21 protein-coding genes are annotated in these 22,772 nt (G+C 61.1%); 4 read left to right on the forward strand and 17 right to left on the reverse strand.

The window, feature by feature from the left end:
- Positions 1 to 63 precede the first annotated feature (63 nt).
- Both AB6809_RS18515 and AB6809_RS18520 read right to left on the reverse strand, forming a co-directional pair.
- A complete protein-coding gene (locus AB6809_RS18515; protein WP_371026914.1) occupies positions 64 to 1,425 on the reverse strand; it encodes an MFS transporter in 1,362 nt (453 codons plus the stop codon).
- Between the two features lie 158 nt (positions 1,426 to 1,583).
- Positions 1,584 to 2,786, reverse strand: coding sequence for a CaiB/BaiF CoA transferase family protein (locus AB6809_RS18520; protein ID WP_371026925.1), 1,203 nt, complete (start codon positions 2,784 to 2,786; stop codon positions 1,584 to 1,586).
- A 342-nt stretch (positions 2,787 to 3,128) separates the two neighbouring features.
- Here AB6809_RS18520 and AB6809_RS18525 point away from each other — a divergent pair, with 342 nt between their 5' ends.
- Positions 3,129 to 4,208, forward strand: coding sequence for a LacI family DNA-binding transcriptional regulator (locus AB6809_RS18525; RefSeq protein WP_232292323.1), 1,080 nt, complete (start codon positions 3,129 to 3,131; stop codon positions 4,206 to 4,208).
- 125 nt (positions 4,209 to 4,333) lie between these two features.
- Here AB6809_RS18525 and AB6809_RS18530 read toward each other — a convergent pair whose 3' ends face one another.
- From AB6809_RS18530 to AB6809_RS18570, 9 genes are all read right to left on the reverse strand, one after another.
- Entirely contained in the window at positions 4,334 to 5,350 is a 1,017-nt protein-coding gene (locus AB6809_RS18530) for an alpha/beta fold hydrolase (RefSeq protein ID WP_371026915.1), read from the reverse strand.
- Between the two features lie 13 nt (positions 5,351 to 5,363).
- Positions 5,364 to 7,067 (reverse strand): amino acid ABC transporter permease/ATP-binding protein, encoded by a 1,704-nt coding sequence (locus AB6809_RS18535; protein ID WP_371026916.1) that lies wholly within the window; start codon positions 7,065 to 7,067, stop codon positions 5,364 to 5,366.
- Between the two features lie 59 nt (positions 7,068 to 7,126).
- Positions 7,127 to 7,888 (reverse strand): ABC transporter substrate-binding protein, encoded by a 762-nt coding sequence (locus AB6809_RS18540; RefSeq protein ID WP_254597473.1) that lies wholly within the window; start codon positions 7,886 to 7,888, stop codon positions 7,127 to 7,129.
- A gap of 166 nt (positions 7,889 to 8,054) precedes the next feature.
- Positions 8,055 to 8,957, reverse strand: coding sequence for a polysaccharide deacetylase family protein (locus AB6809_RS18545; protein WP_029969342.1), 903 nt, complete (start codon positions 8,955 to 8,957; stop codon positions 8,055 to 8,057).
- A 136-nt stretch (positions 8,958 to 9,093) separates the two neighbouring features.
- Positions 9,094 to 11,469 (reverse strand): acetamidase/formamidase family protein, encoded by a 2,376-nt coding sequence (locus AB6809_RS18550; protein ID WP_371026917.1) that lies wholly within the window; start codon positions 11,467 to 11,469, stop codon positions 9,094 to 9,096.
- A gap of 139 nt (positions 11,470 to 11,608) precedes the next feature.
- The gene (locus AB6809_RS18555; RefSeq protein WP_006050995.1) at positions 11,609 to 12,640 is read right to left on the reverse strand and encodes an acetamidase/formamidase family protein; all 1,032 of its coding nucleotides are present in this window, start codon (positions 12,638 to 12,640) and stop codon (positions 11,609 to 11,611) included.
- A gap of 137 nt (positions 12,641 to 12,777) precedes the next feature.
- Positions 12,778 to 12,972 (reverse strand): hypothetical protein, encoded by a 195-nt coding sequence (locus AB6809_RS18560; RefSeq protein ID WP_371026918.1) that lies wholly within the window; start codon positions 12,970 to 12,972, stop codon positions 12,778 to 12,780.
- A 78-nt stretch (positions 12,973 to 13,050) separates the two neighbouring features.
- On the reverse strand, positions 13,051 to 13,371 hold the full coding sequence (locus AB6809_RS18565; RefSeq protein ID WP_006050994.1) for a hypothetical protein: 321 nt from the start codon (positions 13,369 to 13,371) through the stop codon (positions 13,051 to 13,053).
- Positions 13,372 to 13,694: 323 nt separating this feature from the next.
- Positions 13,695 to 14,627: a LysR family transcriptional regulator gene (locus AB6809_RS18570; protein WP_044021605.1), complete on the reverse strand. Its 933-nt coding sequence runs from the start codon at positions 14,625 to 14,627 to the stop codon at positions 13,695 to 13,697.
- 288 nt (positions 14,628 to 14,915) lie between these two features.
- On the opposite strand from AB6809_RS18570, the gene AB6809_RS18575 reads away from it, so the two are divergent.
- The 3 genes from AB6809_RS18575 (at position 14,916) to AB6809_RS18585 (ending at position 18,259) form a co-directional block, all read left to right on the forward strand.
- Complete coding sequence (locus AB6809_RS18575) at positions 14,916 to 16,229, forward strand: serine hydrolase domain-containing protein (protein ID WP_371026919.1); 1,314 nt, start codon at positions 14,916 to 14,918, stop codon at positions 16,227 to 16,229.
- A 62-nt stretch (positions 16,230 to 16,291) separates the two neighbouring features.
- On the forward strand, positions 16,292 to 17,158 hold the full coding sequence (locus AB6809_RS18580; RefSeq protein ID WP_371026920.1) for an NmrA family NAD(P)-binding protein: 867 nt from the start codon (positions 16,292 to 16,294) through the stop codon (positions 17,156 to 17,158).
- An 81-nt stretch (positions 17,159 to 17,239) separates the two neighbouring features.
- On the forward strand, positions 17,240 to 18,259 hold the full coding sequence (locus AB6809_RS18585) for an aldo/keto reductase (protein WP_371026921.1): 1,020 nt from the start codon (positions 17,240 to 17,242) through the stop codon (positions 18,257 to 18,259).
- Between the two features lie 309 nt (positions 18,260 to 18,568).
- Here the strand turns inward: AB6809_RS18585 and AB6809_RS18590 are convergent, their stop codons facing one another.
- From AB6809_RS18590 to AB6809_RS18615, 6 genes are all read right to left on the reverse strand, one after another.
- Positions 18,569 to 18,949: a hypothetical protein gene (locus AB6809_RS18590; protein WP_029969354.1), complete on the reverse strand. Its 381-nt coding sequence runs from the start codon at positions 18,947 to 18,949 to the stop codon at positions 18,569 to 18,571.
- A 309-nt stretch (positions 18,950 to 19,258) separates the two neighbouring features.
- Positions 19,259 to 19,615 (reverse strand): cupin domain-containing protein, encoded by a 357-nt coding sequence (locus AB6809_RS18595; protein WP_371026926.1) that lies wholly within the window; start codon positions 19,613 to 19,615, stop codon positions 19,259 to 19,261.
- 133 nt (positions 19,616 to 19,748) lie between these two features.
- Entirely contained in the window at positions 19,749 to 20,369 is a 621-nt protein-coding gene (locus tag AB6809_RS18600; RefSeq protein ID WP_006050987.1) for a transporter substrate-binding domain-containing protein, read from the reverse strand.
- Between the two features lie 79 nt (positions 20,370 to 20,448).
- The gene (locus tag AB6809_RS18605; protein WP_044021598.1) at positions 20,449 to 20,967 is read right to left on the reverse strand and encodes a RidA family protein; all 519 of its coding nucleotides are present in this window, start codon (positions 20,965 to 20,967) and stop codon (positions 20,449 to 20,451) included.
- A complete protein-coding gene (locus tag AB6809_RS18610; RefSeq protein WP_029969362.1) occupies positions 20,964 to 21,875 on the reverse strand; it encodes a PhzF family phenazine biosynthesis protein in 912 nt (303 codons plus the stop codon). Before AB6809_RS18610 ends, AB6809_RS18605 begins: the two co-directional genes overlap by 4 nt.
- Positions 21,876 to 21,961: 86 nt before the next feature.
- Positions 21,962 to 22,486: a helix-turn-helix domain-containing protein gene (locus AB6809_RS18615; RefSeq protein WP_371026922.1), complete on the reverse strand. Its 525-nt coding sequence runs from the start codon at positions 22,484 to 22,486 to the stop codon at positions 21,962 to 21,964.
- Positions 22,487 to 22,772 lie beyond the last annotated feature (286 nt).

A 22,772-nucleotide genomic window follows, 5' to 3' on the forward strand; every position in this document is an offset into this window, starting at 1 on the left:
GAATCGTTCAGGGAAAACAGGCCGGTTGCTGCTGCTTAGGTCTGGATGCGGCCTCTGGGGCGTCTACGCTGACATGACCGCCCTGGGCTTGAATCCTGCGAACATGACGACGATTCCAAGAAAGAGAACGGCCGTCATGACGTAGAGGCCGCTATTGAGCGTGCCTGTCATTGTCTTCAACCATCCGATGACGAATGGGCTGCAAAACCCGCTAAGCAAACCTATGCAGTTCACGAACGCGATGCTGCCCGCTGCCGCGGCAGAACCGTGAAGATAGTCGGCAGCAATCGACCAGATCAGCACGTTTATCGAAAAGATGCCGACGCACGCGACGGTCAGCAGCGCGAGGGTCACGACGGCCGAGCTCATCGACTGCGATACCAGCAGAAGCGCTATCGCGCCTATCACGCCGGCGATGGTTGCATGCCAGCGCCTCTCGAGCATCCGGTCGGAACTTCGGCTGATAACGATCATTCCCAGCGCGCCCATTCCGTAAGGAATGGCCGATAGCCACCCGAGTTGCGACAGATTGGATATGCCCGAACTCTTCATGACGGTCGGCAACCAGAACGTGACGGAATAGGTGCCGCAAACAAACGCAAAGTCGATGAACGCAAGCATGTAGACCTTCGGGTCCGCGAGAGCCTGCGCAAGAGTGCCGTGCCCGTCCTGGTGGTTCTTGCGCTTGCGTTCGGTTTCGACCCGGAAGCCTTCCCGCAGCGTGTTCTTTTCCGCGTCGCTCAGCCATTTGGCTTTGTCGATGTTGTCGTCGAGGATAAAGAGCGTGAGGATGCCGAGCGCGACCGCGGGCAGTGCCTCGACGATGTAAAGCCACTGCCATCCCGCCATGTTCGCGACGTTCGCCAGCCCCGTCATCGCCCAGCCGGAAACGGGACCGCCGACAAGACCGGCGATGGGGAATCCAACCATGAAGCAGGAGATGATGACGCCGCGCCGGTTCTCCGGAAACCAGGAGCTGAGATAGAAAATAACGCCAGGAAAGAAGCCCGCCTCGAATACGCCCAGCAGCAGCCTGACGATGTAAAACTCGGTCACGTTGGTGACGAATGCCGTGCACATCCCCACAATCCCCCAGCAGATCATGATCCGGGCGATGGTTTTCTTCGCACCCATGCGCTTCAGAAGCAAAGCGCTGGGCACTTCGAGCAGGCAATACGAAAGAAAGAAGATGCCCGCGCCCAGACCATATACCGCATCGCTAAAACCAAGGGCGTCCTGCATTTGCAGCTTCGCGAAGCCGACGTTGATGCGGTCGAGGAATGCGACCACATAGCAAACGAAGAGCAGCGGCACGATGCGAAGCGCGACGCGGAGATAAAGCTTGTGTTCATCCGCGCTCACGGCCGTGACGGCCGGCAGTTCGTCCGATGGCGCCGGCGTGGGTTCAAGAAAGGTCTGGCTCAATTGCTGTCTCCTGATTGTCCCGGTTCGCCTGCCGCATGAGGCCGACGTCCGGGAATCCTTGATGGAAGTGTGTGTGCAACTCTATTGAATCGTTATCCGGACCTTCACTTCGGCGTTTACCTGGGTCTTTATCTGCCTCTTTGAGGATGCAACTGGCGTCAATCGCTTTCCTGCCGCAACAGGTCGTCAGCACGGTCGTGTGCCGGCGTCCTGATCAGCAGATGGTTGTGTTCGCCGAGCCCCGGTGTATTGCCGGGCAACGGTGGGCGCCGGCCGTCGAAAGAAACGGGAAGCGCGACGGTCGTAGTGCGTCCGTCGGGTGTCCGGCGCAGAATGTCGAGAGACGCGGTCTGTTCGTTCGTGACCACGCGATCGACCGTTTGCAACGGGCCGCATGGAATCGATCCGGCCTCGAGCGCATTAAGCCAGTCTCCCGCGGGCTTCTGCGCGAACCTGGCTTCGAGAAGCGGAATGAGCACCTTCCGGTTCAGAACGCGGTCTCCGTTGGTGGAGAATCGAGGATCGTCGGCGAGCGAGGGCAGGTCCATGACATTGCACAGACGCCGATACAGCGTGTCATTACCCGCGGCGACGAGGATTGCGCCATCGGTGCAGTCGAAGACCTGATAAGGCACGATGTTCGGACTACCGGAACCAATGCGGGTGGGCTCCGGACCGCCGGCGAGGCAGTCCGACAGAGGTACCGTCATCCAGGCGAGGGCGGTTTCATAGAGCGACACGTCGACAATCCGACCGCGTTCTGGGTCGTCACGGCCTTTATCTCGCAGCGCGGCCAGAACTCCAATGACGGCCCACATCCCCGTGCCCATGTCGTTGATCGAAACGGGGACGCGGCTGGGCGCATCGTCTGCATGTCCGACGATGCTCATCATTCCACTATAGGCCTGCACCAACGGGTCGTAACCGGGCTTGTTGCGCAAAGGGCCTGTGGCTCCGAAGGCTCCAAGGTTGCAATAGACGAGCGACGGACAGAGTTCCGTCAGGTCCTGTGCACCCAGGCCATAACGGTCGAGATTGCCGGGCCTCAGGTTCTGAAGGACCACGTCCGCATTCTCGACGATGAAGTCCCGAATCGATCTCGCGCAGGCCGGGTCGCCAAAATCGGCGCTGATGCTTTGCTTGCCGTGGTTCATTGCGTGAAAGAGCGCGGACGCGCCGTCGATGAAGGGCGGCCCCCATCCGCGGGCGTAATCTCCCTGGGCAGCGTTCTCAATCTTCACGACCCGGGCGCCAAGGTGAGCCAGGATGATGCCCGCGTACGGTGCCGCAAGGCTGTGCCCAATCTCCACCACACAGATGTCTTCGAGCGGGAGCCCTCGGGTGCTTCGTTGTTCAGTCATGGTAATGCCCGTCACGGTGTCTCGCTATTGAAATGAAACGTTTCCAAAATAAAAGATCTGAAGAGAAGCAGCTTTTGCACTCGATGCGGATCTTCAATGAAACGTTTCCAATATAGAGCGTCAATTATCGTTGTCAAGGCGGTGGTTCCCTGGAAAAGCGGCTTTTTACAGCCTGCTTGACAAAGCCGGCCGAGCCCGGAACATTGGGAACGTTTCATGCCGCACGGCAAACCGGCGGGCAGGAGCCACGCTGGCAAAAGCCGCAAGCTCGTACCGAGGCAGGCCGGGCGAGTGAGTCCAAGGCGCTTCTTCCAATGGCTTGACAAAGGCCTGTTCCAACCAATGAGCACAGAATCGAAAGGCACTTCTCCACGCCGGACTTCGGCGGATACGGCTTCTGACGACGAGCGCAAGCCTTCAATCCGTGATGTAGCGCTTCTGGCCGACGTAAGTCTCGGAACCGTCTCGCGCGTGATAAACGCGCACCCGAACGTCCGCGAGGATACGCGCAAGCGCGTGAAGGCGGCCATCGTCGAACTCGGCTATGTGCCGGACATGGTGGCCCAAAGCATGCGCAATCACAGGTCGATGACATTCGCCTGCGTGATGCGCGACTTCACCGTGCCCGTGCTGAGTATGTTCGTCGACTCGATGCAGAAGGAGATCGAGGGGTTTGGGTTCTCACTGATGGTTGCGTCCAGCTATCACGACATCAAGCGGGAATTGGAACTGCTGCTCGGATTCCAGCAGAGGCGGATTGATGGCCTCGTTATCGCTACCTCGTCGGAAGAAGACCCGGCCCTTCTGACAATGCTGCGCGAGGTGCAGTTTCCAGTCGTGCTGCTGGACCGTGAGATGCCTGCCGAGCTCGATTCGGTCACGGTCAACCATGCCGCGGGTGTTCGGCAAGCGGTGCATCATCTTGCCGACCTTGGGCATCGTCGCATTGCACTCATTTCTGGCGAGCCAGGCGTGCATCCGACTCAAAGCCGCCTGAAGGGGTTCGGCGATGCATTCAACGAGCGCGGGCTGACGCTGGAACCGGAATTGATTCGACACGCCACGTTTGCACGCGACGCCGGCTATACAGAGACACGCCATCTGCTCGAGCTGGCCGAGCCGCCCACGGCCATCGTTGCCGGCGGAACGTCACTGCTTCCCGGTGTAATGCAGGCGACGCGGGAATGCGGACTTGTGGTACCGCAAGACCTATCGGTCATCGCGGGGGCCGACAGCGACGTTGCGCTTCTCGCCACGCCTGCGTTCACCGTGGTGCGCTGGAGTCATGACCAGTTGGGCAAGGCGGCGGGGAGGTTCCTGATGGAGCGGCTGGACAACCCAAAACTGCCGCGACGAAGATTGACGGTGGACGCGGAACTGGTGATGCGAGGCTCGTGCGCGGCACCGCGCATACGGCACTGAAGTACCGTTCCCCCTGGCGTTCCGGCGAACCGCTGCATCATCAACTTAACGGTCTCCGAGTCTCCTGAGTTCCGGCAAGCGAACTGCTCGATCATCAGCGGATAGGTCGATATGTTCCAGGAGCGTTACATAGCCAGAATTTCCCTTACTGCATTGTCGATGAACTTGACGTCGACGGGATTGGCCGCTGGGCCGCCTGCAAAATGCCCCCAGACTGACTCGATAGGCCGCAGCAGTGCATTGGGCATCTTCGACACTTCATACTCACTGTCTTCCGGCGGAAAATATAGATCGGTGCGCCCGGGCATCACGATTGCCCTGGCGGTGATACTGCCCAACGCCAGATCGAAATCGCCGTTATAGAGCGAATTCGCGGATATGTCGCCGTGTTGCCAGCTCCACATCATTGACAGGATGTTGTTCGCGTCTTTCTTCAGGAAATCGCCCTCCCAGAAGTGGGTAATGAAGTCCTCCAGGGAGCCATATCCCATTGCTTCCATGTCGAGCCGTTGGCGCAGAAACGCCTGCGAAAATCCCCAGCCCGCAAACACACGGGCAGCGGCACGCATTCCGCGCGTGGGCGGTGTGTCGTAGAACCCGTCGTGGAATGCAGGGTCCAGCAGCAACGGTGCCTTGAGCCCTTCGATAAACACAGAGTTGTGCCGCGAGCACCGTGCCGCTCCGCAAAACGGCAGAATGCGCTCGACCATTCGCGGATACATCGCCGCCCAGTGGAACGCCTGCATCGCGCCCATCGACCAGCCGGTGACGAGCCTGAGCGACTCAATGCCGAACTTCTCGGTCACAAGGCGATATTGCATCGCGACGTTGTCGTATAGCGTGACGCGCGGAAAGCGTCCACGGTCATAAGGCGGCGGATTGTTGCTCGGCGAACTCGATACGCCGTTGCCGAACATGTTCGGCACAATGATGAAGTACTCACGCGGGTCGAGTCCCATGTGCTCGCCAATCAACCATTCATTGTCCAGATGGCTGCCGCTATAAAACGTCGGGTAGACAATCGCGTTGTCGCGTGCCGCATTCAGCCGGCCATAGGTCTTGTAGCTGAGCAGCATGTCGGGCAGCGTCGCGCCGGACTGCAGCACGACGCGACCAAGGTTGAAAGTTTCGAAGTCCGTCATGAGAGCCTCATATTCAATTAGCGACGACGTTAAGGAATTTTCTGGTGCGCTCGTGAACCGGGTTGTCGATGACCTGCTGCGGCGTCCCCTGCTCGATGACTTCGCCGCCATCCATGAAAACGACGCGGTCGGCGACATCGCGGGCAAAGCGGACTTCGTGGGTGACCACGATCATCGTCATGCCGGCATCGGCGAGGCCACGCATCACGCCAAGCACTTCTCCGACAAGTTCTGGATCGAGCGCCGAAGTGGGCTCGTCGAACAGCATCAGCTTGGGCTTGATCGCGAGCGCCCGCGCAATCGCCACCCGCTGCTGCTGTCCGCCTGATAACCGATGCGGCAAAAAATCCGCATGGGCGGCGAGGCCGACGCTTTTCAACAGGTCGCGGCCGAGCGCTTGTGCTTCGGCGCGCGGCACGTCATAGACCTGCCGCTGTGCTTCGACGATATTGTCCAGCGCGCTCAAATGACTGAACAGATTGAAGTGCTGAAATACCATGCCGACGCGCGCTTCGGCGCGTGCGCGTGCGAGGTTGTGCAGAGGCCGAACCGTGCCGCCGCCGCCCGGCACTTCCCGATAACCCACATACCGTGAATCGACCTTGATCGTTCCCCAGTCGAGCGGTTCCAGATGGTTGATGAGCTTGAGCAGCGTGCTTTTGCCTGAGCCGCTCGGACCCAGAATGACGACCACTTCGCCATGCGCAATCGACAGATCGACGCCCCGCAGAATCTCGCGTTTGCCATACGACTTCCAGACGTTCCTGCATGCGACAAACGGTTCGTCGCGACGCCGGGGCGTGCGGCTTTCTGCGGGCAGCAGCGTGCCGATCCACGCGTGACCATTCGGTTCCATCTCCTGAGCGGCGACTGGCGCGACATCCGGAGCGCCGGGCGGTTTCGCATCGGGCGTCGAAACGCGCAGTCCGAACCACGAGAATGTGAGTTTCCGGTCGCGCTCGTGATCGAAGATGCGTTCGAGCCACACCTGAACCAGTGAAATTCCGCTCGTGAGGAACAGATAGATCACCGCCGCAGCGCCGAACACGGTAAAAAACTTGAAGTTCTGGCCGACGATCTGTTGTGAGCGAAAGGTGAGTTCGTTGACGAAAATGACCGAGGCGATCGACGTTAGCTTCAACATGCCGATGGTGTCGTTGGCGAGGCCGGGGATCACCGCACGCATGGACTGCGGCAGGATAATGCGGCGTAATGTCAGCAACGGTCCCATGCCGAGCGCCGCGGCCGCGATGGACTGCGAGCGGTTCACCGACAGAATGCCGGCACGAAACAGTTCGGCGCTGAACGCCGCCTCGTTCAGTGCGAAGCCGATAACAGCAGTCGAGACTTCGTCGAAGCGCAGACCGATCAGCGGCAACGCATCGAAAATAAATACGAGCTGCAGCAGTTGCGGCGTGCCGCGCACGAACCAGATATAGCCCCACGCCGCCGAGTTCAAAGTCCTGAATCGCGAGAGCCGCATCAGTGCAAGGCCGAGGCCGAGCATGAGCCCGATCGACATTGCTATCAGCGTGATCTTCACCGCGATCCACGCGCCGCCGAGCAGGAACGGCGAGCCGACATAACCCGCCAGTTCCCTGAACCCGTCGAGCACCTGGACGCCATTCAGGCCGGCCGCCATGGCCGGCTGAAAGACCAGCATGGCGGCCGCAACGAGCGTGCCGACGACGTTTTGTTTGATACGCGATGCCTTCATGTCAGAACCTGATTCATGACGCTACGGACACACTGGACGGTGTGCCGCGCAGGCAGCCTTTATTGAGTAAGCAACGTGGTCGACATTTCCAGCGACGGATCCACGCCGTACTGCTGGAACGTTTTCTTCTGAGTCTGATTGGCCTGCATGATTCTGAGTCCATCGGACACCGCAGCGATCATGTCGGCGTTGCCTTTTTTCACGCCCACGCCGATCTTCATGCCGCTCGTCACCATGAAGCCGCGGGTATAGAGCTGCGGGTTCTGTTTCGCGAGACCGTCGACGAGCGCGAGGTCGTACATCATCACGTCGGCACGATGACTGGCGACGAGGCGCGCACCCGAGGCGATATCGGCTGAAGTCATGATGGTCACGTCGGATTTGCCTTCGGCCTTGCACTTCGCGGCCTGCGCTTGCGCCATCGTGAGTTCGACTGTGCCGATGCCTGCTGTGACGGTGAGGCCGCAGAGCTTTGAGATGTCATCGATTTTTTTCGGGTTGCCGGCGGCCACCAGGCCGCCGGTACCGGCCTGCATATACGTGACGAAAGTCGTTTCCTTCGCGCGTTCGGGCGTGTAGTACAGCAAGTCCCACATGACATCGATCTGTCCGGCGCGCAGGGCCGGCAGCAGCCCGGGCCAGCCGGCGGTGAAGAACTCCGTTTTCACGCCCGCGCAATCGAACACGGCGCGAGCCATGTCGGCATCGGCGCCGATAATCTTGTTGAAATCCTTGCTGTCACGAAATGCATAAGGCGGCGACTCCGGATCGACGCCGATCTTGATGGTCTTTCCGGCCAGCGACGGATATTTCTGAGCCACTTTGGACGGTTCGCACGATTGCGCGGACGCGCCTTGTGCGAGAAGAAGGCTGGTGACAGCGCATAAGAGAAGCTTGAATGCTTTTGGCATGAACATGGCGAACCTTGATGAGGTTGAACAAAACATCGGTTAAACGGCTGATATGGCGATGCGGGAAGAGGGGGAGTCAGTGGCCAAGGAAGTCCATGTGACTTGCGATCGAACCCGGCGTAGTGATGCAGATCCGGCCTTCGTCGCGCGCGCGGACGATATGCTCGAGCGCCCGCCGCAAGTGAAGCAGGCGGTGCGGCTGTCCTGCCAGGTACGCATGCAAGGCAATGCCCATCACCAGCGGCTCGCGGGCGGATTGCCGCAGCATCTCCTCGAAGTGATCTATCACCAGATCGGCGAACGATCTGGCGTCCATCTGACGCGCGAGGATCATTGGAATATCGTTGACTTCTTCCGGATACGGAATTGCCCACAGCGGCTGACCGTTGCGTGTAACGAGGCGCGTGGGTTGATCGTCGTGACACCAGTTGAGCGTGTACTGGTAACCCGCTTCCGCCACGAGATCGCTGGTGACATGACTCTCGGACAACCATGGCGATAACCAGCCCGCTGGCTGCTGTGCACTTTCCGCGGCGATCCGCTCGCGACATGCCACGATCAGCGCACGTTCTTCGGCCTCGGACAGCGTTGCCTGTCTCTCTGAATTGGTATGGCCGTGGGCGACAAGTTCATCGCCACGTTGGGCGAACGCGGCGACCAGGTCAGGGCAGTGATCATAGAGCGCCGTATTGATGATGCCCGCTACCGGCAGTGCGAGCTCATCGAACAGATCGAGACAGCGCCATGCTCCCACGCGCAAGGCGTACTCGCGCCATGCGTGATTCAGTACGTCTGGCTCAGGCATCACTGGACCGATGGTCGGGCCAAGTCCTTCGCCGAACGCAAAGTGTTCGATGTTGAAACCGATGTAGACGGCGAGGCGGGAACCGTCGGGCCAGCGATACACGGGGCGGCCGCCGATCGGCGAATAATCAAAGCGCCCGTGGCCGGCCAGCGCGCGATATGCGGGAGAATCCATGGTGCAGTGTCCTGTCGAACGGCGCGTACGCCTGTGTTCACGTCAGGACCCATCGTACGGAAGCCAAAATCGCCGCATCGAGCTTGCTGCGAACAAACTCTTGTACGCGCGCGTATCGAGGCCGTCGCTTGCTACGTCACGCGGAGAACAGCGATTTCCGGATGATCGCGTGCACCCCCCAATTGCCGTCTACCACCTGGGTGACACCGAAGTCGATCGCGACTGAGATCAGCGAAATCGCCTCGTCCTCGGACAGGCCCTTGGTCGTCATCAGGAAGCGCCGCGTTTTGATGAAAGCGTCGCGCATCGCGAGGTCGAGCGTGGATTTCTCGTACACGGCGCTTTGCGCGCTCGTACCGAACTCGGCCAGATAGTTCGGATAGCTGAAGCCGTGGAGTACCCATTCGTCTGCGGTTTCTACTAATGGATACGTGAGGTCGGCGTACACCTCGTTGCCGAGCGTTTCTTTCTTGTGAAGCACGACCTGGAATTCGCCGGTGAGCGAACACTCGATCGCGGTGCCGCAGAGTTCCGAGTCTCCTTGCGACGCATGCGGGTCGCCAATGGAGAGGAGGGCGCCGGGCACCCCGACCGGCAAGAACACGCTAGCGCCGCGGGTGACGCGCCAGTTGTCGAGATTTCCGCCGAAGGTGGAAGGCGGAATCGAATCGATTAGCCCATCCTGCTGCGGCGCGACGCTGATCACGCCAAAATGCGGACGCACCGGAATCTGGACATTCTTCAGGATGTCGTGATTCTCGACCACTGTCGAATGATCGACCGGCACGCCAGGATAATCGATTGTCGGATGCATCACGCCGAAAGGATCACGCTGCGGCGTCCAGCGGAAGTTGTAGACGGCGCGGGCGCAGGCGGTCTCACTGTCGGTTGCGTCCGCATCGAGCTCATAGATGGTGACGACCTCGCGCGGTTTCGGCTGGGTCAACAGCTCGCGATAGTGAAATCCCCACCACGCGGCAGCATTGCTGCCGAACGCACGGCCGGCGAATTTTGGATTGGCGCAACGCCGCGGGTGAATGTCGAGGATGCGCACTTCCAGCACATCGCCGGGTTGCGCTCCGCGCACGGCGATAGGTCCGGTGCAGATGTGCACGCCGAAGCCTTCTCCTGCGCCACGTCCGTAAATGGACGCGTCCATGGGACCCGCGCCGCGGCGGTTCACGTTCTTGCGCGCGGCGGTCCAGTGGAACACGCTTTCTGCGCCAGGATCGCCACGCACCATCCGCTCCCAGTCATCCGCCGCGTGTTGCGTGAGTGTTTCGATAGTCACGGTGTCTGCGCTGTCGATTTCCAGCACGGGCTTCAGATCGTGACTGAAGTAACCCCAATGAATTGTATTGGCCGTCGCGCGCAATAGATGATGACGCGGCTTGCTGGACTCGCGGGTGGGCGATGGGGAAGGAGCTTCGGGTTGCGTCGTAAAGTACGGCTCGTCCGCGGTTTCCTGAACGGCACCCTGGCCGGCGAGTTGTGCATGTACGAGCAGGTTCCCCGCGTTGACGGGCAAGCCGCGCGAGATACGCTGCACGAGATGGCGCGCCAGTTCGAGACCCGCTTCGTGCCGGAACGTGCGCGGCGATGCCCGATATTGCTCCCGGAAGGCGCGGCTGAAATACGCAGCGTCGTTGAAACCCCAGCGGAAGCAGAGATCGGCAATGGAAAGCTTTTCGTATAGAGGATTGACCAGATCCGCGCGGCAACGCTCCAGCCTGCGCGAGCGCAGATAAGTCGAGAAGTTCTGTCCGACGGCTTCGAATAGCTTCTGTAGATAACGCGGCGAGACGCGCTCCTGTTTTGCTATCGATGTCAGCCCCAGATCCGGATCCGCTAAATTGGCCTCGATGGTTCGGCACACCCGCGAAAAAAGGGCGGCTTGAGAGGGAGTGAGGCCACTGAAGCTGCCTTCCTTGTCATGACCGACGAGAGACGCGACGAGGAACTCCGCAAGCGCGAGTTCCAGCGGACGCAACTCGTCGAGCGACAACGTTTCCACGCTTTCCGCAACCGAGCGCAGAAAGCCGGAAAACACATGGCCGATACCGGCGTCTCCTGGCAACCGCCCGGCACGCAATGAAAACGGTGTAAGAAGACGTGCGTTGATCGCAGCGCGGGGCACGCGGATCACAAACGCTCGAAAGTCTGACGCGAACGACAGGAGCGCTTCCTCGCGCGAGGAAGCATAGACGATATCGCCGGTAGCAACGCTCTCGCTCGCACCGTCGGCGACAAGCGTCAGGCAGCCGTCGATATGCAGCGCGATCAGGAGACTGTCGGCGCCGTCGACGTTGAGTTCGATGGTTTGCGCGAAAGCGGCGAGTGCGATCAACTCGAAGCCGTTGGTCGACGTGCGTGACCTGATCGTGCCATGCAAGTGGGGCGCGGCTGCCCCAGGCGCGCCGGAACGCAGGCCAAATCGGCCCAGCTCCGCTTTCCATGCTCGCAGGCGATCTGTCTCGGCGTATGACTCGGTGGTGAAACGCTGTAGATCCAACCCAAGGCTCCCGTACGCTGACGAACGTCAGTCGAGTTGTTCAAGGGCAATGTCCGTGCCATCGATAACAGCCCGGTTGGCGCCGCAGCGCTGCGCTACGGCAGTGCGTGGACGCACCGCCGTAGCGCGCACGCACAGCTCACGCGCGAGGTTGTTTCTTCGGAGGAAAAATGCTGCGGGGGATTTTGCAGTGAATGCCCTGACGGCCATCGACCACCTGCGTCACGGAGAAATCGGCCGCAACGCTCATCAGCGAATAGGCGTCGTCGCGTGATAAGCCTTGCCGTTCGGTAAGCAGAAGCAACATGTCGCGTGAAGCGTTTCTGGTTGCGATATTCAGATCTTCATCGAAACCGTGGACGATCCAGTAATCCGGTGTCTCGAGCAGCGGTGAAGGAAATGTAAAGTCCCGCCGCAGCACGATCTGGAACATCACATTGAGCGAGGCCTCAATTGCGGTGCCGCTAATCTCGCCATCGCCTTGCGATACATGAGGATCGCCAATCGAGAAGAGACCGCCGTCCACCGCGACCGGGTAATACATGGTGGATCCAGCGCCGATGCGCCAGTTATCGATATTGCCGCCATGCGCGCCGGGAGGCACGGTGCTCACGCGGCCAGCCACGTCGGGCGCGACGCCTGCAGTGCCCAGGTGAGGGCGCACCGGCACACGAATGCCTTCGAGCGCGAGTTCGCGGCAGCAGTCCCGAACCTCCGATCGTTTGCCCGGCACCAGATATTTTCCCGGGTAGTCGTATGCATACAATGCGTGAGCCGTATTGGACGTCTGATCGAGTTCATAGATCGTGACGCGCTCTTTGTCGAAGTCGGTAAACAGATGACCCCAGTGCGCGGCGAGATTCGAGCCGTAATTGAAGCGCGGGTTCATTTGCAGGTAACGCACCTCGAGCAGGTCGCCGGGCCTTGCGTCTCTCACGAAGATCGGCCCCGTCATAAGATGCACACCAGGTTGCCGGTCAGATTCCGGAATCGTGTCGTAAAGCGCCCGCACCGTGTCGTCCATCATCAGGTCCGGTGCGTCGCCCGCATGATGCGTGATTGCTTCGGCGCGCACGAAGTCGCCGCTCTCGACGATCAGTGCGGGCGCTAGCGCCGCGTCAAAGTAGCCCCAGTGGACATTCCGTGTAATGGCTGGCAGTTCGTGAAGCATGCTTGGCTTGGCTCCGTAAGAGTATGCGGTCGGTGCGGCGCTACCGATGGCAGATCGTACGGGCGACAAAATGCAACGACTTGGGCGGCTGCGCACAAAAGCTTGTGCATGAGCGAATCACGTCTACCGGCCCTGACTTACTTCAGTAGCGACTTCAGCGAACGCGCGCGCAGCGGCAGTTCGATATGCGCCTTTGCGCCGCAACGGCGCAGCAGTTCGCTGCGGTAGGAAGGATCGAGCTTGAGGAGTAACAGATCATCGACCGCCGCCTTCGATGCGAAATGGGGGCATTTCACGACGACGCGGGGGGCGGCCCGCTGTCGCGCGGGCAACAGTCTCATTTCGTGCCAGACCGCGACAGCGGGTCCCGACGGTGGCTTCATCGCCACCGATAGTCAACGAAATTGCTTCTACTTACCCGATGCCGGCGACTTCACACTCGGCGTCGCCAAGGTGTTGTTGCCACCCACGGGTGCGGTAGCGCCGGAAGTCGAATCGCTGTTGACGCTGCTCGGCAGACCCGAGTTGGGACGCCCCGACATGCCGCTGTCCGAATTGGTGGTGCCCGGTGTGCCGTAGCCGCCCGTTGCACTATTCACCTGGTTTGCGGGGCTAGCCGTGCTGCCTGTCGAACCGTTACCGCTGGAGCCACCGGCGGCCTGGGCGTAGGCGCCGCCGGACAGCGTGAGTGCGGCGACAGCCGCGAGTAACGCGCTCGTTGCCTTGCTCATGATTTCTGCCTCCTTAGTGATAGAGAATAGGGATGCAGCCGTTGGCCGCATTCTTATTACGTATGCAGCAATCCACGTGCCGGACGCCGCGCGGTGGAACGTCTGTCCGTGCCGACAGACAACGTGAATGCCCCAGGACCAGACTTCCTTTCTGCATGCCTGTTTGCAGAGCGCTCCGGGGCCAGCTTCGGCACGTACCCGACTGCGTCGTACGCGTCGTAGAGATTGCCGAACTCCCGCATGACCTGCTCAACGGACGGGCGCTGCCAGGTTTTGACGAGGTCCGGCGATAGACGTTCGTGCCGAGGTACGCCGCAACAGCGCTAGCGCGTGCCGAGGCGCGAGTGATTGCGCGTCAGCTCGATCACGAAGTCAAGAAAAGCGCGGGTCTTTGCCGGCACGTGGTGCCGCGATGCGTAGTAGACGTATAACGGATACCGTTCGTCTACCCATTCGGGAAAGAGATTGATTAACCGGCCGTCGGCAATCAGGGGCTCGGCGCCGAGCAGCAACATCTGCGCAATGCCGGAACCGGCGAGACATGCGTTGAGCAAGGCGCCCGGGTCGTTGACCGTGAGTCGTCCCTGAGTGTCGACCACAATGCGTTTTCGCTTGCGATGAAATTCCCACTGGAACGGCTTGCCTGTCTCCGGGTTGCGAAATTCAAGGCATCGGTGGCTTCGACCTTCCAGGTCCTCGGGTCTTGACGGCCGTCCCCAGCGGGCGATGTACGAGGGCGCTGCGACCGTCACGATGCGGGTGTCGAGCAGCTTTCTCGCGATCAGGGTAGACGCTTTGGGTTCGCCGAATCGCACGGCGAGGTCGAAGCCGTCCATGACGAGGTCGCCAAGACTGTCTCGCGCGATGAACTCGATTTCGAGTTCCGGGTGTGCGTCCATGAACGCATCGAGTTGTTGCCCGAGAATGGTCCGGTAGACGACAGGATCCAGATTGATTCTCAGCTTTCCACGCACAGCGGACGCGCCACCTGCCGCAGCGGCCGCTGCTTCTTCCAATCCGGCGAGATGGGGCATGACCTGCTCGTAAAAGCGGCGGCCCTCTTCAGTCAGGGAGACGGAGCGCGTTGTCCGGCTGAAGAGCCGGATGTTCAACCTTTTTTCCAGCCGCGCAATCGCCCGACTGACGCCCGGCGGCGTCATTCCTATCACCTCCGAAGCGGCCACAAACGTTCCCGCATCCACTACGGCGGCGAACACGCTAATGCTGCCGGAAAGCTTCTCGCTACTGGATCTCATGGTTACTCGAGTTAATGCGCGTGGCGCAGCGCGATCGACCAGGTGAAAGCGAACGCTGCGCCGCGCAGCAGTTTGGAGTCTCCGTTGATCATGCCAAATAGGTGACTCATTGTCACTTATCTGATGACATCCATGTCATTTTGTTTTGTTTTGTGCTTGTCCAGAATACGTGTCACCGAGACATCCGCTGGACGCCTCAACGGGAACCGCTCACAGCGCGCGTTTTTCGCCAATCACTGATGCACTGTGATGCCGCGCTTCATTCACTCATTCGGGAAGAAACGAAAAATGGCAGTTCAAACAGATCGTCGCCGTCTTCTGAAGGGAGCGTCGAGCCTGCTGGCTCTCGCGACACTTGGTGGCGTCGCGAGCCGCGACGCGCGGGCAGTATCGCAGCGCGCTCGTGGCGACGCCGCGCTGGCGCATCACCCGGCCTACAGTTCGATCGATCAATGCCTGCAACGGGCGGTGGACGACGGCACGGTTGCCGCTGTTGTCGCCATGGGCGCAACCGACCGCGGACTGGTTTACGAGGGAGCGTGTGGCCGCGCGAACGCCCGCACTGGCGAGGCCATTAGTCCTGACACAGTCTTCTGGCTCCTGTCGATGACAAAGGCGATCACCGCAACCGCGTGCATGCAGCTCATCGAACAGGGCCGACTGCGGCTGGATCAACCTGCGGGCGACATCCTGCCGCAGTTGAAGTCGCCTCAAATCCTCGACGGATTCGACGTCTCCGGGCAGCCCAGGCTGCGGCCTGCGCGCAATGCGATCACCGTGGGCCATCTCCTCACGCATACCTCCGGCTTCACGTACAGCATCTGGAGCGACGAGCTCAGCCGGTACGAGAGGGTAACGGGCATGCCGGACATCGGCTATTCGATGAACGGTGCATTCGCGGCGCCGCTGGAGTTCGAGCCGGGCGAGCGCTGGGAGTACGGCATCAGCATGGACTGGGTCGGCAAACTGGTCGAGGCCGTGACCGATCAGTCGCTGGAAGTCTACTTCCGCGAGCACATCTTCGATCCACTGGGCATGCGCAACACGGGCTTTCTCATCGGCAGCAAGCAGAAGCAGCGCGTCGCCACCATGCATAGGCGTCAGGCGGACGGCTCACTCGCGCCCGAGCCGTTCGAGATCAATCAGCGCCCCGAATTTTTCATGGGCGGAGGCGGGCTCTTCAGCACGCCGCGCGACTACATGGCGTTCCTGCAGATGCTGTTGAACGGCGGCACATATCGCGGCGAACGCGTGCTACGCGGCGACACCGTCGCGACGATGTTCCGCAATCACATTGGCGATCTGCAGGTCACGGAAATGAGGACGGCGCAGCCGTCGTGGTCGAACAGCTTCGATCAGTTTCCGGGCGCCGCGCACAAGTGGGGGCTGTCGTTCGACATCAATACAGAACAAGGACCCCACGGACGAAGCGCAGGCAGCGTGAGTTGGGCCGGATTGTTGAACACCTACTTCTGGATGGATCCGGTCAAGCGTGTCGCCGGATCACTCTTTACGCAGATGCTGCCCTTCTACGATGCGCGCGTAGTGAACCTCTACGGACAGTTCGAGCAGGCGTTTTACGACGGTTTGCGTCGCGCGTGAGCGATTGGCCGTCGGCACGTCGACGCTGCGTCACCCGATATATCCACACAGGAGAACGAGCAATGTATGCAATCACAGGAATCACCGGCAAGGTGGGCGGCGCACTGGCCCGCGAACTGCTGGCTGCCGGTCAGCCGGTGCGCGCAGTCGTGCGCGATGCGACGCGGGCACAGGCGTGGGCAGAGCGAGGTTGCGAGATCGCGACGGCTTTCATGGAAGACGCTTCGTCGCTCGCCGCCGCGTTCGAAGGCGCGACGGGCGTTTTCATCCTGCCGCCTTCGGAGTTCGATCCGGAGCCCGGGTTTCCGGAAGCGCGCACAGTGATTGAGGCTGTGTCCGCAGCACTACTGAAGGCACGGCCCGACAAGGTCGTTTGCCTCTCGACGATCGGCGCACAGGCCGACGAAGTCAACCTGCTCACTCAACGCACGCTGATGGAGCAGGCGCTGCGCGAGATGCCGATGCCCGTGACGTTCCTTCGGCCTGGCTGGTTCATGGAGAACGCCGCATGGGATGTTGCGTGTGCAAGCGACGATGGCGTCATCGCCAGTTACCTGCAGCCGCTCGACAAGCCGGTGCCGATGGTCGCCACCGCGGACGTGGGCCGCGTTGCTGCCGAACTGCTGCAGCAGACGTGGCGCGGAGTGCGCGTCGTCGAGCTTGAAGGTCCACGCCGGGCGAGTCCTAACGATCTCGCAGCGGCTTTCGCCGGCGTGTTGCGTCGTCAGGTACGTGCGGAAGTCGTCGAAAGGCAGACGTGGGAAGCGCTGTTCCGCACGCAGGGCATGAAGCATCCTCTACCGCGCATGCGCATGCTGGACGGCTTCAACGAAGGCTGGATCGATTTCGAAAACAGTTCCGATGGAATCTTGCGCGGCCACGTCGAACTGGAGACCGTTCTGGGCGAGCTGGTGTCGCGTCGAACCTGACCAGAGCCGATAGCGGGGCGCGTGGACTCAGGGCCTTGCTCTACCGATGCATCAGGTTTTCGTTCAAACAAGGAATACACGATGGAATACAGCACGCTTGGCAGAACTGGCCTACGCGTTTCACGGCTGAGCCTGGGCGCAATGACTTTCGGTGCCGGCTCGGGCATCTGGGGCAATATTGCCGGCTTGAACAGCGATCAGGCCGCCCGGCTCGTCGCGATGGCCGTGGAGCGCGGCGTCAATCTGATCGACACGGCGGACGCCTACTCGCAGGGCCGCTCAGAGGAGGTCGTGGGTCATGTGCTGAAAGCGCTGGGGCTGGACGAAGATCGAATGCTCGTCGCGACCAAGGTTCGGTTACGCACCGGCACGGGCCAGAACGAAGTGGGATTGGGCCGCTCGCACATCATGCGCTCGGTCGAGACAAGCCTGAAGAGACTCGGTCGCGATCACATCGACCTGTTCCAGTTGCATGACCGTGACGCGCTCGTTCCGCTCGACGAGACGCTTCGTGTGCTGGACGATCTCGTCACCCAAGGCAAGGTCCGTCACATTGGCGTGTGCAATTTCAGTGCAGCCGATCTCGAGCGAGCCGTCGGCATAACGTCCCGTACCGATCGGGCTCATGTCGTGAGCAATCAGGTGCACTATTCGCTGACGAGCCGGGATATCGAACACGAAATCATGCCGGTTGCCGCGTCAAACAGAATGGGCCTTCTGGTCTGGAGTCCGCTCGCAGGTGGCTACCTGAGCGGCAAGTACGCGCAGAATGGCGAAGCTGCCGGGCGGCGTGCGAAACTCGACTTTCCGCCGGTCGATCTAGTCAGGGCGGAGCCGATCCTCGCAGTATTGCGTGAAGTCGCCGACGAACTGGCGGCCACGCCGGCTCAAGTCTCATTGGGCTGGTTGCTTGCGCGCGAGCCGATCACTTCTGTCATCGTCGGAGCCCGCACGTGCGAGCAACTCGCAGCCAACCTCGACGCACAGAATTTCGCATTAACCGCCGAACAGTGTGCGCGGCTCGATAAAGTATCTGAGCCGTCGGTTCCCTTTCCCTCCTGGATGCAACGCTTGCATGACCGGGATCGCATCTGCGGATGAGTGGCGGGGCGTCCGGAATCTTGCCTGCGCGAGGCGGTTGAATGGGGAGTGCCTGTGGCCGTGTGCGGCAGCTCATCCTCGAATAGCCGCCGCTCGAAGTCCGCGGCTGGCCGACCGGAAGGGGCGACTGCGGCCTCATGAGGACTGTCGGGACGTTCCCCAGAGCGAGCGCCCGTCGAAGCATCGCCGCATCGACCGACGATTCGGTTTGCGCATGCCTTATGTCCGGTGACGGCTTCCTTCTCATCGTGTCTTCAACGGTTATACGCGGTCTGCGGATGCGCTGACCGCGCGCGAATGTTCCGCCTGCTATCGGGTGGCCACACCGGCGAGTTGTCCTACGCCGTCTGCCGTTTGCTTGCCCACGTTTCTCGCGACGACACCCAGGCCGCCCATCATGGTGACGCCTGTGTCGGCCACCTCAAACGTGGCTCCCGCGACCGTCACTGTTCCCTTGATGTGGTCGCTGCCGGACAGTGCACCAAACATGATTCGTGCCGCGGCGGGCCGCGTCTTGAATTCCGTGACGTGAAGAACGACCGGCGCACCGGACGCAGCGACGGGCACGCCGATCTTCGTCAACTCGGCACGGAATGCCCCGACGACTTCCTGCTTCGCTTCGGCAGAAATGTCGAACGATCCTGCATCGATCTGCAGATCGCTTACACCGGCAGTGAGCACCGTGCCCACTTCGTGTCCGCGGTCGGCGGGTAGTGGATTGGTGGTCGGAGCTCCCGCACACGCTGAGAGAAGGACGACGCAGATGGCTAAAATTGGGACGAGACGCATTGATAGTTTCCAGTTTAGGGATGTGGGGCCGGCGGAAAATCCGGGTCAAAGGCTTGCGGTGGAGTCGGCGTATTTGCCCGGACTTACCCACGTTCTACGGTCGCGCGGTGACTGAATATCGGCTATGGACGACAGGTCTTTAGCGTCCTGGCATTGCACTATTCGTTTTTCAGCGCGTGCACCGGCTTTCGGCGTATCAGACCCGCGTAGTTAGCCATGAAGGAAAAGTACGATGCGTGCGCTTACCGGTTTCGAAAACTCGTTGGCGCAGTGGACGAAGCCCGGAGGCTGTGAAAAAGCGGCGTATGTCGGTATCAAGGGGGGGGCCATCTGCGCGCAGTCCGTTCTGTATTCCAGGAGGTCGTGCGCCGCACGCGGCGGATGATACACGAAGTCGCCGGCCTTGAGCATTAATTCGCCTTCACGTTCGTACCAGAACTTGACCCAGCCCTTCAGCACGTAAATCATCTGGAACGTCATCGGGTGCCAGTGCGGGCCGGTGGTACGACCGAGCTCTTTCGCGCGGGTGATCTGACCGCCGTAGGCGCCGTTGGTCGCTTCGACCAGACCAAAGTCGCGCGATCAGCCAGTCGCGGAACGGGTCTGCTTCGAACGGTCCATCTGCTCGGGAAAGACAAAACTTGCCGTCCATAGATGCAAGATTTTCAGTCGTCGTGCTCATATCAATCTGCCTTTCCAATCAAAAAATTCGATGGTCGGTCGGTGAGGAAAAGAGTTTGTGCGAGCTCGCGGCTAGTTCGTCTTCGCGCGGTTCGCGCGGCTGATGGTTCCGTCTGGTGTTACCTTCCAGCGCGAGAAGTGCGTTGTTGATGCTCGGCAGTTGTTCCAGTGTGGCGTCCTTGATGTGCTCCTTGATGTAGCCCACGGCGACCGTACCAGTTTCGGTGCCGAGATGTTTGCCGGCGAGGTCGCCCGCCGAGTAGATCGTCGTATTGTCGATACGCGTGAGCGCGATCAGTCCGCTCTTGTAGTACGGATCGGAGAAATCGATGACCTGCCGGCGCTCCGGCTTGATGAAAAGCTGCGACACGATCACGTCGATGTTATGTGTCTGGAGTGCGGGGATCAGCGCACCGAACTCCATGGGCTGCAGGCGCCACGTGCGGTTCAGGCCTTTCGCGACTTCATCCCACACTTCCACGTCGAAGCCGGAATAGGTGTCGCCCTGCTTGAATGCGAATGGCGGAGCGCCAACGTTGGAGCCGACGACCAGTTCGGCGTCGGCTGCCTGCACGGAACGGGACAGCAGCATGGCGGGCCCGACTGCGCCGCCGAGTTGCAACAGTTGACGGCGGTTCATGGTGCTTCCTATACGCTGGGTGATCGTGCCGGGCCAGCGCGTCGAGGCCGGTCCGGTGCCTTGGTGAACGGGTGCAGCGTCAGCGTCCGTTCTCGTGACGGGGGCCAGCGCGTTTTGGCCGGCCCATGCGAAACCTTGGCGCGAGCGCGACCACCAGTTCGATTTCGAGCAGGCCGTTCTCCGGCAAACTGGCGACGCCGAGTGCCGAGCGCGCATGCCGGCCGCTTTCATCGAAGATGTCGTGGAGAAGGGCTGAGGCATGGTCCAGGATCTGACTGTGATTCGCGAAGTCGGGTACGGCATTGACGAAGCCGCGCAAAAAAAGAATGCGGTCGATCGCCGTCGCATGCGGCAGCGTCGCGACGAGCGCGCTCAGCGCACGCAACACGCAGGTGCGCGCTGCGTGCCGCAAGACATCGGGCCGCGTGTCGGCACTGACCGGACCGGCGATGATCGCGTCGCCGACACGGCTGACCTGGCCGCTGACGTACACAACATCGTCGTGGACGACCGCGCCCACGTATGCACCTCGTGCTGATGGCACGGGTGGCAAAGTCAGGCCAAGTTGCGCAATCCGCGCCAGCAACCGGGTCGTCATGACGCCGCGCCAAGGTCTGTTTCGAACCGGACTGTGCCGGCGAGCCAGCAGCCGTCCAGACCCTCGCGTGTGGAACCTGTCTCGTGATTGAAGTGCACGGATATCTGCGACGGACGCTGCATTGCGCGTCCCTGGCGAATCGTAATGAGGCGCGCGGACGGTTCGACCATGCCATTGGCGAGGAGGCCGAACGACAGCGCGGAGGCCGCGATTCCGGTGGCCGGATCTTCCGGATAACCCGAGGCACGCGGGAATTGCCGGGCGTCGAAGATCTGACGGTCTGCGTCGAACGTGGCGTACGTATAGAGCCCGGTCGAGCCGAGCTGCTCGCACAGCGCCTCGATTCTCTCGAAGCGCGGCCGAAGGGCGTCGACATGCGCGGGACTGGCAAGCGGAATCAGGGTCTTGACCCGGCTCGTGCTGGCGTTTTGGATTGGCAGCGGCGCAAGCTGCGCGGCGTCGATGCCCAACACGTCGAGGATGTCGTCGCGCAGGGTTGGCGTGTCCGGCAAGGGTTCGATACGGCCAGCGGGCTGGGATATCTCGACCACGGTGCCGTCGCCCGCCCGCCCCGTGATACGGATCGACACGCGACCGCTGCGCGTCAGGACGACGAGCCGGTCGCGCTGCAAGCGGCCGGTCAGGTGGAGCAGCCACGCTGCGCCGATGGTGGCGTGGCCACACATCGACATTTCGTGGTTGGGGACCCGGAAGCGAAACTCGTAGTCGCAGCCGGAACCGGCGGGCGCCGGCAATACGAAGCCGCTTTCATGACCGTAGCGCCGGGCCACTGCCTGCATTTGCGTGTCGGACATGCCGGCGGCGTCGGCCACGATGGGCGCCGGGTTGCCGCCGCCGGGACCGGCGGCGAACACGCTTACGAGTTCGACTATGTGACGTTCTTGCATGACCGTTCAAACCCGTCTGACCGGGAATCTGTTTCCATCCGGTCAGATTACGGAGATCGGCGCGGTGGCGCGCGGCCCTATGGGCCTTACTTCTTGACCGAACGGGCCATGGTAGTGCGCAGAGCCGAAGGTGAATGGCCACCAATGCGTCGCACCGCACGCGCGAGCGCCGCGCCGCTTTCGGACCCAACGCGAAACGCAACTTCGCCTATGGGCAGATCCGTTTCGGCGAGCAGCCGGCAGGCATTCTCGTAGCGCGTGCGTTGCTGGAACTCGCCGATCGACATGCCGGTGCCTTCACGGAACAAGCGCGTGATGTGGCGGCGTGAAATGCCGAAGCGTCCTTCCAGCGTATCGAGCGGGATGGCCTGATCGGCATGGCGAGTGACAAACGCCTCGAGATCGGCGACCAGCGCCATGCCATGTTCACGCGGCGAGGTGCCCGACATCGTCTTGCCGGTGACGATCTCGCCGATGCACTGCATCAGCAAGGCCGATGACAAAGCCTGGCGAACGGCTGCGTTGCCATAGTCGCTCAGATCGTTGCGCAGCGAGAGGTCCTGTAAGGCGCGAATGGCTGAGGTTTGACACGCGAGGATGGGTGTGCGCATGCGCCGGCGGAATTCGCCCGAGCAAGCCGACTTTGGTATCAAGCTTGCGCAGCGCGTCTCCCGTCACGTAGACCGCAAGATGCGTATGGGTAGCGCATCCCGCGCGCGTTTGATGAGCACGCCCAGACGGAACCACGGCGAAACTATCTTCCGACAGCCACGTACCCGCGCGCTGGTCCTCGTGGCAAAGTTCGACTGCGCCGTGGCTGTGTCGCGCGCAGTTATAAATTGATACAGCAACGCAGTTAGGAGTTGATACACCTCGTTGTAGGGTTGCTCCTTTTGG

It is taken from the genome of Paraburkholderia sp. RCC_158 (assembly GCF_041355255.1).
Taxonomy (GTDB): domain Bacteria; phylum Pseudomonadota; class Gammaproteobacteria; order Burkholderiales; family Burkholderiaceae; genus Paraburkholderia; species Paraburkholderia graminis.